General features: G+C 35.5%; 6 protein-coding genes. All 6 read left to right on the top strand.

The window, feature by feature from the left end:
* Positions 1-10: 10 nt before the first annotated feature.
* The 6 genes from BUE10_RS16945 to BUE10_RS16970 all read left to right on the top strand — a co-directional run bounded on the left by BUE10_RS16945 (position 11) and on the right by BUE10_RS16970 (position 15,510).
* On the top strand, positions 11-3,148 hold the full coding sequence (locus BUE10_RS16945) for a beta-galactosidase, LacZ type (protein WP_073487390.1): 3,138 nt from the start codon (positions 11-13) through the stop codon (positions 3,146-3,148).
* A 5-nt stretch (positions 3,149-3,153) separates the two neighbouring features.
* Positions 3,154-5,475, top strand: a complete 2,322-nt coding sequence (locus BUE10_RS16950; protein ID WP_073486988.1) for a glycoside hydrolase family 20 protein — start codon at positions 3,154-3,156, stop codon at positions 5,473-5,475.
* 277 nt (positions 5,476-5,752) lie between these two features.
* Complete coding sequence (locus tag BUE10_RS16955; protein WP_073487391.1) at positions 5,753-7,237, top strand: alpha-L-fucosidase; 1,485 nt, start codon at positions 5,753-5,755, stop codon at positions 7,235-7,237.
* A gap of 4 nt (positions 7,238-7,241) precedes the next feature.
* Positions 7,242-9,488, top strand: coding sequence for a GH92 family glycosyl hydrolase (locus BUE10_RS16960; RefSeq protein ID WP_083598137.1), 2,247 nt, complete (start codon positions 7,242-7,244; stop codon positions 9,486-9,488).
* A gap of 12 nt (positions 9,489-9,500) precedes the next feature.
* On the top strand, positions 9,501-12,161 hold the full coding sequence (locus BUE10_RS16965; RefSeq protein WP_073486989.1) for a glycoside hydrolase family 3 protein: 2,661 nt from the start codon (positions 9,501-9,503) through the stop codon (positions 12,159-12,161).
* A gap of 262 nt (positions 12,162-12,423) precedes the next feature.
* Positions 12,424-15,510, top strand: a complete 3,087-nt coding sequence (locus tag BUE10_RS16970; protein ID WP_073486991.1) for a SusC/RagA family TonB-linked outer membrane protein — start codon at positions 12,424-12,426, stop codon at positions 15,508-15,510.
* The last annotated feature ends 8 nt before the right edge of the window (positions 15,511-15,518 follow it).

Below are 15,518 nucleotides of genomic sequence, written 5' to 3' on the forward strand. Positions count from 1 at the left end.
AAAACAAAGAATGAAAACAATAATATCCATATTAACCTTATTACTTTCAGTATTATCTGTTAATGCACAAGAAAAAGTTCCGTTTTGGCAGAATGAAAAAATCAATGAAGATAATAGAGAGCCCATGCACGCCGCCTATTATGTTTTTGAAAACGAAACATTAGCTGCTAAAAACGAATGGAGACAATCTAAAAATTACCTTGACATTAACGGAGCCTGGAAATTTAAATATGTGGATAATCCGGCTGCACTTCCAAAAGATTTTGAGAAAACCAATTTTAACGATAATGCCTGGGATAATTTTAAAATTCCGGCAAGCTGGGATGTAAACGGTTATGGATATCCGGTTTATGTAAATACGACTTACGATTTTGATTATTTAATGGCGCCAAATCCGCCGTTTGTTCCAACAAAATATAACCCAACAGGAGTTTACAGAAGAGAAATCACCATTGATAAATCTTGGGAAGGAAAAGATATTTTTTTGCATATCGGAACAGCAAAATCAAACTTGACCGTTTGGGTAAATGGTGTTTATGCAGGTTATGGTGAAGACGGAAAATTACCTTCTGAATTTAAATTAAACAAATACGTAAAAACCGGAAAAAATACGATTGTGCTTCAGGTAATGAAATGGAATGACGGTTCGTATTTAGAATGTCAGGATATGTGGAGAATGAGCGGAATTACAAGAGATTCTTATTTAGTTGCGAGAAACAAAGCACATTTAAATGACTTCGAAATTATTCCAGATTTAGATGCTAATTATGTAAACGGAAGTTTAAAAATATCGACTCAATTTTCTGATTTAGATAAAAAAGACAGTTATACTTTAGACGTTCAGTTAAAAGATGGCGACAAGATTGTAACCTCAAAAAATATTTCCGCTTTAAGCGAAAAACAAACATTTGATTTTGCAGTAGAAAATCCGAAGAAATGGAGCGCAGAAATTCCAAATTTATATCAGGTACGTTTTATTTTAAAAGATAAAAAAGGAACTGTAATTGAAGTTATCAATCAAAATGTTGGATTTAGAAAAGTAGAAATTAAAGGCGGACAGCTTTTAGTAAACGGAAAAGCGATTTACATAAAAGGGGTAAACCGTCATGAAGTTGATCCAATTACGGGGCAGACGATTTCAAGAGAAAGAATGGAACAGGATATTAAATTGATGAAAGAATTTAATATCAATGCGGTGAGAATGTCGCATTATCCAAACGATGAATATTTCTACGAATTATGCGATAAATACGGAATTTATGTTGTCGATGAAGCCAATATAGAATCGCACGGAATGGGTTACGATATTACCAAAACGCTTGGTAATAAACCAGACTGGGAATTGGCGCACATTCAGCGTATGCAGCGTATGATCGAAAGAGACAAAAATCATGCTTCGATCATTATCTGGAGTATGGGGAACGAAGCAGGAAACGGCTACAACTTTTACAGAGGATATTTGTGGATTAAAAACAGAGACAAATCAAGACCAATTCAGTACGAAAGAGCAACTGCGGGAGCCTGGGACGGGAAAGATTTAAAATTCGAATGGGATTCAGACATTATCGATCCAATGTATAGTTCTCCAAACAAAATGGAAGAATATATTTTGGCAAATCCAAATCCATCAAGACCTTACATTCAGTGCGAATATGCGCATGCAATGGGGAATTCAATGGGGAATTTTAAAGATTATTGGGATGTGATTCGTAAATATCCAAACTTTCAGGGAGGTTTCATTTGGGATATGATCGATCAGTCGGTTTATAAAAAACTGGATAACGGAACCACTATTTTAGCATACGGAGGAGATTTTGGGCCAAAAGATGTAAAAAGCGATAACAATTTTGTGAACAACGGCGTATTTACGGTAGACAGAAAACCAAATCCGCATGCACTTGAAGTGCGAAATGTGTATCAAAACATTCTGACTTCCTGGCAAAATCAGGAAATGGCTACAATAAAAGTTTACAATGAATTTACGTTTAAAGATTTAAGCAACGTAACTTTACACTGGACATTAATTTTAGACGGAGTGAAAGAGACGACAGGCGTTATCGATTATTTAGCAATCGATCCAACACAATCAAAAAGCTATACATTGCCCATTAAATTAGGCGATAAAAAATTTCAGGAAGCTTTTATAAACATCAGCTATCAGTTAAAACAAGAAGAACCATTTTTACCAAAAGGTTTCGAAATTGCGACAGAACAACTGGCGTATAAAGGAACGTGGAAAAACGATATTAAAATCGAAGGAGCTTCAAAAATTACGGTGGAGAAAAAAGCAAATGCGACGGTTTTCAAAAGTGATAAAGCAGAGATTACTTTCGACAAAAAAACAGGATTTATCAGTGGTTATTCCTTCAATAATCAGCCTATTATAAAAGACGGATATCAATTGCGTCCAAATCTTTGGAGAGCACCAAACGATAATGATTTTGGCGCTAATTTTCAGGTAAACTTAAAGGCTTGGAAAGAGGCAACAGAAAATCCAACTTTGGTAAACTGGACATTTACTCCAACTAAAGACAATAAAATTCTGGTAAAAGCAACGTATAGTTTAGCTTCAGTTTCTTCTACTTTAGAATTGAATTATGAATTAAACGGAAACGGAGAATTAGTCGTAAAAGAAGCTTTAAATATTGATAAAAACAAAGAACAGCCTATTTTACCAAGATTTGGAATGGAAGTAATTGTTCCGAGAGATTTTAGTAATATGAAGTATTACGGAAGAGGTCCGCACGAAAATTATATTGACAGAAACTACAGTTCAAAAGTGGGATTGTATACACAAACCGTTTCAGAACAATATTATCCATACATCCGTCCGCAGGAAACGGGAAATAAAACTGATGTACGTTTCTTAGAATTATTGGGTGATAAATTAAAATTAACCGTAACATCTGATGAATTATTGGCCGTAACTGCTTTACATTTTTTAAATGAAGATTTAGACGACGGATTGAAAAAAGACCAAAGACACGCTGCCGAATTAAAGGAAAGAGATTTAACAAGTTTAAAAATCGATTCTAAACAAATGGGAGTTGGCGGAATCGACAGCTGGCAGGCATGGCCAATGGAAAAATACCTTTTGAGAGGAAAAAATTATCAATATCAATTTAAAATAACACCATCTTTAAAATAGTAATTATGAGATCATTAAAACCCTTATTCGTCTTAATCTTCTTAACTGTTTTAAGTTTGGGTTATAGTCAGAAAAAAGTTTTTACTGCAAAAGACATTCAAATTATCCCGAAACCAAATCAAGTTTTGATTCAATCAGGAAGTTTTGAGTTTTCTAAAAATACCGTTTTTGTTGCCAATACAGATTTTCAAAAAGATATTTCAAATGCTTTAATCAACAAATTTGAAGTTGCTGCAGGCTGGCGACCAATTTTGGGAGTAAAAGCACCGCAAAACAATTTTGTTCAGTTTAAAACAGATCCAAATCTGCATAAAGAAGCTTATAAAGTTGAAGTAAACAATAACATAATCACAATTACAGCAAAAGGAAATGCCGGTTTTATCTACGGATTAGAAACGATTAGACAATTGCTTCCTACAGCTATTGAAAGCACTTATGCAATTACATCAGCAAAATGGCAGATCCCGAATGTTGTGATCACAGACGAACCGCGTTTTCAATGGAGAGGTTTAATGCTGGATTTATCACGTCATTTTTTCGATAAAAATTATATTCTGGCAACAATCGATCGTTTGGCTATGCACAAAATGAACGTTTTGCATTTGCATTTAGTTGATGATCAGGGCTGGAGAATTGAAATTAAGAGATATCCAAAACTAACAGAAGTTGGAGCATGGAGAGTGAATCAGGAAAATGTAGCGTGGAATGCCAGATTAACCACAAACCCAGATGAAAAAGGAACTTACGGAGGATTTTTTACGCAGGAAGAATTAAAAGAAATTGTAAAATATGCAGCAAGCAAAAACATCGAAGTAATTCCTGAAATCGAAATGCCGGCGCACGTAAGTTCTGCCATTGCAGCTTATCCGGAATTGGCTTGTTTTGATCAGCGTATCGGCGTTCCGTCTGGCGGAGTTTGGCCAATTACAGATATTTATTGCGCAGGAAAAGAATCTACATTTGAGTTTCTGCAGAATGTATTAGATGAAGTGATGGCCATTTTTCCATCAAAATATATTCATATTGGAGGCGACGAAGCGACAAAAACCAATTGGGATAAATGTCCGAACTGCCAAAAAAGAATGAAAGATTTAGGTTTAAAAAATTCAACTGAATTGCAAAGTTATTTTGTAAAACGCATTGAAAAGTACATCAATTCTAAAGGTAAAAAAGTAATTGGCTGGGATGAAATTGTAGAAGGAGGTTTAGCTCCAGAAGCAACTGTAATGAGCTGGAGAGGAACAAAAGGCGGTATTGAAGCGGCAGACCAAGGTCATGATGTAATTATGACCCCAGAATCTCCTTGTTATTTTAATTTTTATCAAGGTCCTCAAAATGAAGAACCATTGGCTTTTGATGCATATAATCCTTTAAATAAAGTATACGAATTTGAGCCTATTGTACCAACAATGTCGCCTGTAGAAGCAAATCATGTTTTGGGCGGACAGGCTAACTTATGGGCAGAATATCTTTCGGGACCAAAGGATTCAGAATATATGATTTTTCCAAGACTGGCTGCTATGGCTGAGGTTTTATGGAGTTCAAAAGAAAGCCGTAACTGGATTGATTTTACAACGCGATTAAAACCATTATTAAACCGTTATGATTATTTGGGAATCAATTATGCAAAAAGTGCTTATTTGGTAACCGCTTCTTCAACAGCAAATTTGGCTAATAAACAAGTTAGTGTGTCTTTGCAAAATGAATTTCCAAATCCGGATATTCGATATGTTTTAGGAGATGGAAATATTGATCATCGTGCTTCAAAATATACGATGCCGCTTGATTTTAAGCAAACCACAATCTTAAAAGCTTCGTTGTTTCAGGACGATAAACCAATAGGGAAAGTATTTACAGATACAATTATTTTCCATAAAGCCTTTGCACAAAAAGTAAAATACTTAACACCTTATAATGATAATTATAAAGGTGATGCAAATACAATGGTCAATACAATTCGAGGAAGCAAAAACTTCCATGACGGACAATGGCAGGCGTGGCTTGTTAATGATATGGAATTGGTAATCGATTTTGAAAAGCAGGAAAGTATTGAACAGGTAACCGTAGGAGCTTTAGAAAGTCAGGGAGCTGGAGTAAATTTTCCTGTAAAAATTAAAGTTTTGGTTTCTAATGATGGAATCAAATATCAGGAAGTTGGGAAAGTTTCACGTCCGTATGCTCCAAATGTAACATCGGAACTGAAAGATTTCAAAATCAATTTTGCAAAAACCAATACAAGATTTGTAAAAGTAATCGCTTATAACCTTAAGAAAAGCCCTAAAGGAGAAAGTTCTTGGTTGTTTGTGGATGAGATTTTAGTGAATTAAATACTTAGTACGTTTCGAACTTTGTCAAAGTTTTAAACTTTGACAAAGTTGATATTACGTAGATTATTTAAACACATAGAAACATAGATTTATTTTTTGAATGAATAAAAAAGAGTATAAAAAGAAACTGGTTTCTCACACATAGTCCCGATAGCTATCGGGATGTGTTAATGCAAGTGAAACGCCTTTTTTTATAAACTATGGGAGCTATGTACCTATGTGTTGAAATGTGAATTTTACAATTAAACAAAAACAAAAAACTATAAATAAAATAAAGATGAAAAGAGGAATATTCATAATCGCGTTATTATTTTCCGTTCAAATGTTTTCGCAGGCCATTTATGAAGATGAGCGTTATGTACCGGAAACGGATCCGTTAGTGTTGAAAAATTTAGAGGCATGGCAAGGCAAAAAGTTTGGATTATTAATGCACTGGGGAACTTACAGCCAATGGGGAATTGTAGAATCATGGTCAATTTGCCCGGAAGATTATGGATGGTGCGAGCGTAAAAAAGGAAGCAATCCTGCTAATTATAATCAATATGTAAAAGATTATGAAGGTTTGAAAAAGACTTTTAACCCAACTAAATTTGATCCGACAAAATGGGCAAAAGCAGCAAAAGCAGCGGGAATGAAATACATGGTTTTTACCACCAAACACCATGACGGATTTAATATGTACGATACTAAATATTCTGATTATAAAGTAACAGATGCGGCTTGTCCTTTCAGTACAAATCCAAAAGCCGATGTTTTGAAAGAAGTTTTCAATGCTTTTAGAGCTGAGAATATTTCAACCGGAGCGTATTTTTCTAAACCAGACTGGCATAACGAAAATTACTGGGACCCATATTTTCCTCCTTTCGACAGAAACGTAAATTACGATCCGTCATTATATCCAGAAAAATGGCAGAAATATGTTGACTTTACACACAACCAAATTTTAGAAATCCTTACCAATTACGGTAAAGTAGATATTTTATGGCTTGACGGAGGCTGGGTTAGAAAAAGAGATCAGCAAAACTTAAAAGAAAATTACGACGAGAAATTTACTGAAAACGAATCTAAAAATGGTTTCATCAAACACAGAGTTGTAGATCAGGATCCTAAAATGGACGAATTGGTGGTGAAAGCGCGCCAAAAACAACCGGGATTAATTGTGGTTGACAGAGCAGTTCACGGAAAAAATCAAAATTATTTAACTCCTGAAAATAGAGTTCCTGAAAAAACACTGCCTTATCCTTGGGAGTCTTGTATTACATCTGGCGGAGGATGGTCTTATACTCCAGACGCGAAATATATGACAGGAAGACAAGGTATTCATATGCTTATTGATGTTGTTGCCAAAGGCGGTAATTTATTATTGAACGTTGCGCCGAGTCCGGAAGGAGAATGGCAGCAAGGTGCTTATGATTTATTACAAGCTTATGCAGACTGGATGAAAGTAAACAGTGTAGCGATTTATGATACGAAACCAATCGAGCCTTTTAAAGAAGATAATATTTGCTTTACACAAAATAAAGCAGGAAATGTATTTGCTTTTTATTTAGCAAAAGAGGGAGAAGATAAAATTCCTGCATCGGTTACAGTAAAATCTATCAGCCCTAAAAAAGGAACGAAAATTACAATGTTAGGTTCTAAAACTTCGCTTAAATGGACAAAAGAAGGAAATGGATTTAAAGTTGTAATTCCGGAAAGCCTTAGAAATAATTTACCTGTAAAAGAAGCATGGACTTTAAAAATAGAAGCTATTAACAGATAAGAATATGTTTTCAATATCAAAAAAAATACTATCAAAAACAGCATGCAGCTTTTGCATGCTGTTTTTTAGCATCACAAGTTTTGCACAACAACCAGCAGACTATGTGAATCCGTTTATTGGGACTTCGAACTTTGGAGCTGCTTTTCCGGGACCGATTGCGCCGCGCGGAATGGCAAGTATAAGCCCGTTTAATGTTGCCGGGGTAAAAAATACTCCAATGGAAAAAGACAGTCAGTGGCTTTCGAATCCGTATGTAAACGAAAATACCTTTTTAACTGGATTTAGTCAGGTTAATTTAAGCGGTGTGGGCTGTCCGGAATTGGGTGTTATTTTATTGATGCCAACAACCGGAGCAGTCGAAATTGATCATTTAAAATACGGATCGGCGTATTCTAATGAAGTGGCAAAAGCCGGATATTACAGCGTTGACCTCAAGAAATATAAAGTTAAAGGAGAATTTACAGCTTCAAAACGAGTTGGAGTAAGCAGATTCAATTTCCCGAAAGGGCAGTCAAACATTTTATTAAATCTAGGTTTAGGATTAACGAATGAAGAAGGTGCGATGATAAAAGTCGTTTCTTCTACAGAAATTGAAGGCATGCGTTCCGTTGGTTCGTTTTGTTATAACAGTCCTGAAGATGCTTATCCGGTTTATTTTGTGGCTAAATTTTCTAAACCTGCCGCTAAATTCGGCGTTTGGAAAAAACCAGCTAAGCATAACGGTGTTGAAGCGCAATGGATGGGATATAACGGTAAAGCCAGAATAATGGAAAATACTATCAAAACAGTAGTTGGCGATAGTATTGGAAGTTTTTTTACCTATAAATTCGATAAACAAGAAACGGTTGAAGTTAAAATAGGAATTTCGTATGTGAGCATCGAAAATGCCCGTGAAAACTTAGAAAAAGAAACGGGAAACAAATCGTTTGATGATGTTTATAAAGATACTTATAACGAATGGAATCAAGAACTTTCGAAGATTTTAGTTGAAGGCGGTTCAGAAGATGATAAAACAATTTTTTACACGGCTTTATATCATACGTTAATTCATCCAAATACCCTAAATGATTGTAACGGAGAATATCCGCAGATCAAAAGAAGCAAGATTGGTAAAACCGACGGAACCCGTTATACTGTATTCTCATTATGGGACACGTATCGAAACATGCATCCTTTAACATCTTTAGTTTATCCTAAGCAGCAATCAGATATGATAAAAAGCATGTTAAAAATGTATGATGAAAACGGCTGGCTGCCAAAATGGGAATTAAATTCTACAGAAACATTTACAATGGTAGGAGATCCGGCAAGTATAGTTATAGTTGATGCCTGCTTAAAAGGAATTCAGGATTTTGATGTTTACAAAGCCTACTATGCAATGCTGAAAGGTGCAGACCAAATTGAAAATAACCCGCTTCGCCCTGGACTTAAAGAATATATAGAAAAAGGATATTTATCAACTAATTATCCCGGACCTGTTTCTACAACGCTGGAATATAATACTTCAGATTATGCGATTTCACTTTTGGCAAAAGCTTTAGGTGAAAAAGAAGATTATAAACGTTTTGCTAAACGGTCATTATCCTACCAAAAATTATTTGACAAAAATTTAAAATTACTGCGGCCTAGAATTGCTAACGGAAATTGGTACGAACCTTTTGACCCGGAAGCAGGATCTAATTTTCAGGCAAATGTTGGTTTTATCGAAGGAAATGCGTGGCAGTATGCTTTTATGGTGCCGCATGATATCAGGGGATTGATAAAATTAATGGGAGGTGATAAACCTTTCTCAGATCAATTGCAAAAAGTTTTTGACAGTAAACAATTTGATATGGCAAACGAGCCGGATATTGCTTATCCCTATTTATTCAATTATATAAAAGGAGAAGAATGGAAGAGCCAGCAAATGGTCAAAAAACTGGTAGAGGAATATTTTCAAAACAAACCAAAAGGATTACCGGGAAATGATGATACCGGAACAATGTCGGCTTGGTTAGTATATTCAATGATGGGATTTTATCCAATATCTCCCGGCGACCCAATTTATACGATCACAACACCAATGTTTGATAAAGTAACGATCAAATTAGATTCAAGATATTATAAAAAAGAAAATATTGTTATTGAAAAAGAAATCAATACTGATGGAAAAATCAAAACAATAGAATTAAACGGAAAACCACTGAACAGTTATTTTATTTCACACGATGATTTTGTGAATGGAGGAACACTGAAAGTGATTCAAAATTAAACTCTCACAACTATGTTACAACTCAAAATCAAAAAAACAGCCATTATTTTTGTAATGGCTGTAGGTTTTTTTAACCAAACCTATGCACAGAAAAAATACCCGTATCAAGACGCAAAACTACCGGTAGAAGATAGGGTAAAAGACTTGTTAAGCCGTATGTCGCTTGAAGAAAAAGTGCGCCAGATGGATATGTACAAAGGCGAATTTTTTAAGGAAAAGGAAGATTTCTCAAAAGTAAAGTCGGATGCTAAAATTGGAAATCTGGGAATTGGGGCGATTCATGATATTTATCCGCGTTCTGCAAAAATGATTAATGATCTTCAAAGTGAGATAATTAAAAAAAATAAATGGGGAATTCCTGCCCTTATTATGTGCGAGATGCTTCACGGATATTTAGATGATGGAAGTACAGCTTTCCCAATGAATATTGGTCTTGGAGCAACCTGGGATGTAAGCGTAATGGACAAAGTGGGAAAAGTAATTGCGATGGAAGCAAGAGCGCACGGTGTTCATTTTGGTTTAGGCCCAAATTTAGATTTAGGCCGCGAACCACGCTGGGGTCGGGTTGCAGAAACTTTTGGTGAAGATGCGTATTTAAACAGTGAAATTGGTTTAGCGATGATAAAAGGAATGCAGGGCGATGATTTAAAATCAGATCGTTCGATTATTGCAGAACCTAAACATTTTGCCGTTCACGGTATTCCACAGGCGGGAGGAAATTCTTCTCCAATTTTAGTCGGAGAACGTTCGGCGAGAGAAGATCATCTTCCTTCATTTGAAAAAGCATTCAGAAAAGGCGGTGCATTGGGAACTATGTGCGCATATTCTGAACTGGACGGAATTCCTTGTGCAGCGAATCATTGGTTATTGACTGATGTTTTAAGAAACGAATGGGGTTTTAAAGGAATTGTAGTTTCAGATTTAGGTGCAATAAAATATCTTCAGGTAACGCATTTTGTTACAAGTTCTCCAAAAGAAAGTATCAGAGAAGCAATTACAGCTGGAGTTGATATGCAGTTTTATGATTTTACAAATGAATTTTGGCAAACCAGCATTATAGAATTGGTAAACGAAAAGAAACTAACAATGGCACAGATTGACCGTGCAGCCGGAGGGGTTTTACGTTTGAAATTCTTATTGGGATTATTTGAGAATCCATATACAGATAAAAACCTCATCAAAGAGCGTTTTCATACTAAAGAAAATCAGGATGCTGCCTTAGAAGCGGCTCATAAATCTATCATTTTGTTAAAAAATGAGAATAATTTATTACCTTTAAGTAAAGACATTAAAACAATTGCTGTTATTGGTCCAAATGCAAATGCTTCAAGACTAGGCGGATACGCGGTTAAGAACAAAGTTGGAACAACAGTTTTAGAAGGAGTACAGCAAATTGTGGGAAAAAACGCAAATGTACTTTATGAAGAAGGTGTCCCTTTAATTGTAAAAGGACAGATTATTCCGTCGAAATATTTATTTACTCCAGATGAATCTCAAAACGGATTAAAAGGAGAATATTTCAATAACAGAAATGTAGAAGGAACTCCGGCATTGACTCGTATTGACAGCCAATTAGAGTTTGACTGGCCTTGGTCTCCTGGCGATGGCGTTACAGATGATGATTTTTCTATTCGCTGGACAGGTTACATAAAATCAGATAAAGCATTCGACGGCTGGATAGGTTTAAGTTCTGATGACGGAATCAGAATGTGGATTGATGATCAATTGGTTATCGACAACTGGACAAAAGGTGCGACAAGCATGGTTACCACTCCAAAAAACATTGAAGCAGGAAAAAAATACAAAGTCCGCATTGAAATGTGGGAAGGAGGCTGGGGGGCCAGAGCGCACTTACGCTGGAATTTAGAAAAAGTAAACTTACAGCCGGCAATTGATGCTGCTAAAAAAGCCGATGTTGCGATTGTAGTTTTAGGTGAATCAAACGAATTGGTTGAAGAAAACAGAGATGTTGCTTCTTTAGACTTATTTGGAATGCAGCAGGAATTGATCGAAGAGATTCAAAAAACAGGAACTCCTGTGGTTTGTGTGTTATTAAACGGTCGTCCGCTTTCAACAAACTGGATTGCAGAAAATATTCCGGCAGTGGTTGAAGGCTGGTTTCCGGGAGAATTAGGAGGAAGAGCAGTGGCTGATGTTTTATTTGGAGATTACAATCCGGGTGGAAGATTGCCAATAACAGTTCCAAAATCAGTTGGACAGCTACCTATATATTATAACCAAAAACGATCTGCGATTCACAGATACGTTGCAGAGAGCGAACATCCGTTATATACATTTGGTTACGGATTAAGTTATACGAAGTTTGAATACTCAAATCTTAAAATTAATACTACTGAAATTAAAGCCGACGGAGAATTGAAAGTTTCGGTTGATGTTAAAAACGTTGGAAGCAGAGACGGAGATGAAGTTGTACAATTATATATTAAAGATGTTTACAGCAGCACTACAACTCCTGAAAAAACCTTAAAAGGATTCAAAAGATTAAATATTAAGAAAGGCGAAACCAAAACGGTTGATTTTACACTTACACCAGATGAGTTATCTATTTGGAATAGAGAAATGAAGCGCGTTGTAGAGCCTGGAGATTTCGAAGTTATGGTTGGAGGAAATTCTACAGATTTGATTAAAACAAATTTCAAAGTTTTGAACTAATTTGTACAAATTGGATGATATGTTTAAGGTTTAAGATAATTAAAAAAGAATGCTGTTAAAAAAATGATAAATCATTTCGATTAATGCGAGAAAGGCCTTTAAAATAAAGAGGATAAAGATTACAAATTAAAACGTTTTCGTACCCTAAAATGATAAATGTATTCCCAACACCTTTGCAAAATTGTCATTTGTCGAAATTATATCCTGTTAACAAAATGTATTCTTAAGTTTAACATGTTATTAACTCAAAAAACAACTAAATATGATCAAGAACGTACTAAAATTACTGTTTGTGATATGCTTATTTGGATTTCAAAATCTAGAGGCACAAACAACAGTAAAAGGAACGATAACAGATGCTCAAAGCGGAATTCCGATCCCTGGGGCAAATGTTGTTGTTAAGGGAACAAAAACAAGTACATCATCAGATTTTGATGGTAAGTACTCTATTACGGTTCCAAATCAATCAGCAGTTTTGGTTTTCTCTTATGTTGGCTCAGCTTCAAAAGAAGTGGCCGTGGGAACTCAAACTACCATTAATGCTGCTTTAGGCGCTTCGGCACAACAATTAGGAGAGGTAGTAGTAACTGCTCTTGGTATTAAAAGAGAGAAAAAAGCAATTACTTATTCAGCTCAAAACATTGCCGTAGATGAATTATCAGAAGCAAGATCATTAAACGTTGCTAACTCACTATCAGGTAAGGTCGCAGGTCTTAACTACTCTACAACTTCAAATGGTGTTGGTTCTTCTTCAAGAATTACATTAAGAGGTAACAGATCTCTTAACGGAAATAACCAGCCGCTATATGTAGTAGATGGTGTGCCTATTAGTAACGGTACAACTACAACTAACCCGGATATTGATACGGGAGGAACTACACAGCCAGACGGTATTTCAAACATCAATCCGGAGGATATTGCTTCGATGACTGTTTTGAAAGGACCCTCGGCAGCAGCTCTTTACGGATCAAGAGCGAGTAATGGTGTTATCGTAATTACAACAAAATCTGGAAAAGCAGGAAAAACATCTGTTTCGGTATCCTCTAATTTCATGGCTTCATCTGCTTACAACTTGATGAACTTACAAAATGAGTATGGTCAGGGAACAAATGGAGTTTACAATCCAACTTCTACCTCAAGCTGGGGAGGAAGATTAGACGGAAGCCAGGTTTCAAACTGGCAGTTAGTTCGTAACCCAAATTATGCAGGGCCGGCTACACAAAGTTATTCTCCACAGCCTAACAACGTTATTGATTTTTACAAAACGGGTTACAATTTAGCTAATACTTTAACTGTTGTAACTGGTAACGAAAAAGCACAGGGGTATTTCTCTTATACTAACACCCGTGCTGAAGGTATCGTTGGCGGAAACAAATTAGACAGACACAATCTTAACTTAAGATTGACCAGCAAAATCTCTGATAAATTATCATTGGATGTAAAAACTAACTACATCTTTCAGGATATCGATAACTTATTGAGAACTGGTGAAGAATCTATCGGAACATCTGCTTATTTATTACCTCGTAGTATCGCTTATAACGATTATAAAAATTTCGAATATTTTGATGGTGCTGGACAAAGACAATTAAATTATTTTGTTGACGAAACTGGATCTCCAGGAGGAAACCCATTTTGGTCTGCTTTAAGAGATGATGCCCGTAAAGATAAAAGAAACAGATTTATTGGTTTAGCTTCTCTTAAATACGAATTTACAAAAACGTTAAGTTTACAGGGTAGAGCTGGTTTAGACCAAATGACAAACAAAAATGAAAGAAACAGATATGCAACTATAGCATTCAATAATAACTTAGGTTCATACAGCGAATCTTATGAAACAGTAAGTGAATTGAATATTGATGCTTTACTTTCTTATAACGAAAAATTTGGAGATTTTTCTATTGGACTTAATGCTGGTGCCAGTTCATTGCAGCAAAACAGTTCAGCTTTAAATTCAGGAGGAGTTTTAAGTAAAAGAAACTATTTTGCATTGTCTAATGTGCAGACTGTTCAATCTACTTCTACAGCTTCAGAAAAAAGAATTAACTCAGTTTACGGATTTGGTCAAATTGGTTTCAGAAACTATTTATTCCTTGATTTAACAGCAAGAAATGACTGGTCTTCTACTGTACCAAATGATTATTTTTACCCTTCTGTAGGTCTTTCAGCTGTTATCTCTGACATAGTTAAATTACCTGAAGTAATTAGTTTTGCAAAAGTAAGAGCCTCATACGCAAAAGTAGGTAATGATACTGATCCTTACCAAACACAACAAAGATTCTCTTATATTGGAGGAAATGGCGGTATGTTATACGGACAAAATACAAAAGCTAATCCGAACTTAAAACCAGAGTTATCTTCTTCTACAGAGTTTGGTGCTGATGTTAGATTTTTCAATAATCGTTTAGGCTTAGATTTTACTTATTTCAATTCATTAACGAATAATCAAATTTTCTACATCAATACTCCTGAGTCTTCTGGATATTCTAGAGCGATCGTAAATGGCGGGGATATAGGTAATAAAGGTATCGAGCTTACACTTACTGCAACTCCTATCCAAACAGAAAACTTTAGCTGGGATATTACTGCCAACTACGCTTCTTATAAGTCAAAAATTAAATCTATTGCAGATGGAAGAGAAGAGTTAGTTCTTGGAGAAGGACGTTTAGTAAGAAGTAAAGTTGTTGTTGGCGGTGAATATGGAGATTTATATATCAAAGGTTTTCAAAGAGATCCAAATGGAAATATTATTGTAAATAGTGCCGGTATTCCATTAGCAACAAACGGTTTCGATGTTCGTGCCGGTAACTTTAACCCAGACTGGACTGGAGGTTTTAAAAACAATTTTAAATACAAAGATTTCTCTTTAAGCTTTTTAGTTGATTTTAGAATTGGCGGTGAAGTTATTTCATACACTCAGGCAAGACAAGCTGGTTTAGGAGTAAGTGATGTTACTCTTGCAGGAAGAAGCGGCGGAATTGTTGTTGATGGTGTTGTTTCTAACGGAAACGGTACATATTCTCCAAATACTACAAGTATTACTGCAGAGCAATACTGGACAGCTATTGGACAAAGAACACCTATTGCAGAACCTTTTATTTATGATGCAACAAACATTAGATTAAGAGAACTTGTTTTGGGTTATGCTTTACCAAAACGTTTATTAGGTGATTCAGGATTTACAAGTATTGATTTTTCATTGGTAGGAAGAAATTTATTCTTCTTCGTGAACAAAGCTAAATATTTTGATCCGGAAGCAGGAGCAGGAACAGGAAACCTGCAAGGTATAGAATCTTTCAACATTCCTTCAACGAGAGATTATGGAGTTAATGTTAAATTTGGATTTTAATTAAATAA

This window comes from Flavobacterium sp. CF108 (genome assembly GCF_900129795.1).
Taxonomy (GTDB): domain Bacteria; phylum Bacteroidota; class Bacteroidia; order Flavobacteriales; family Flavobacteriaceae; genus Flavobacterium.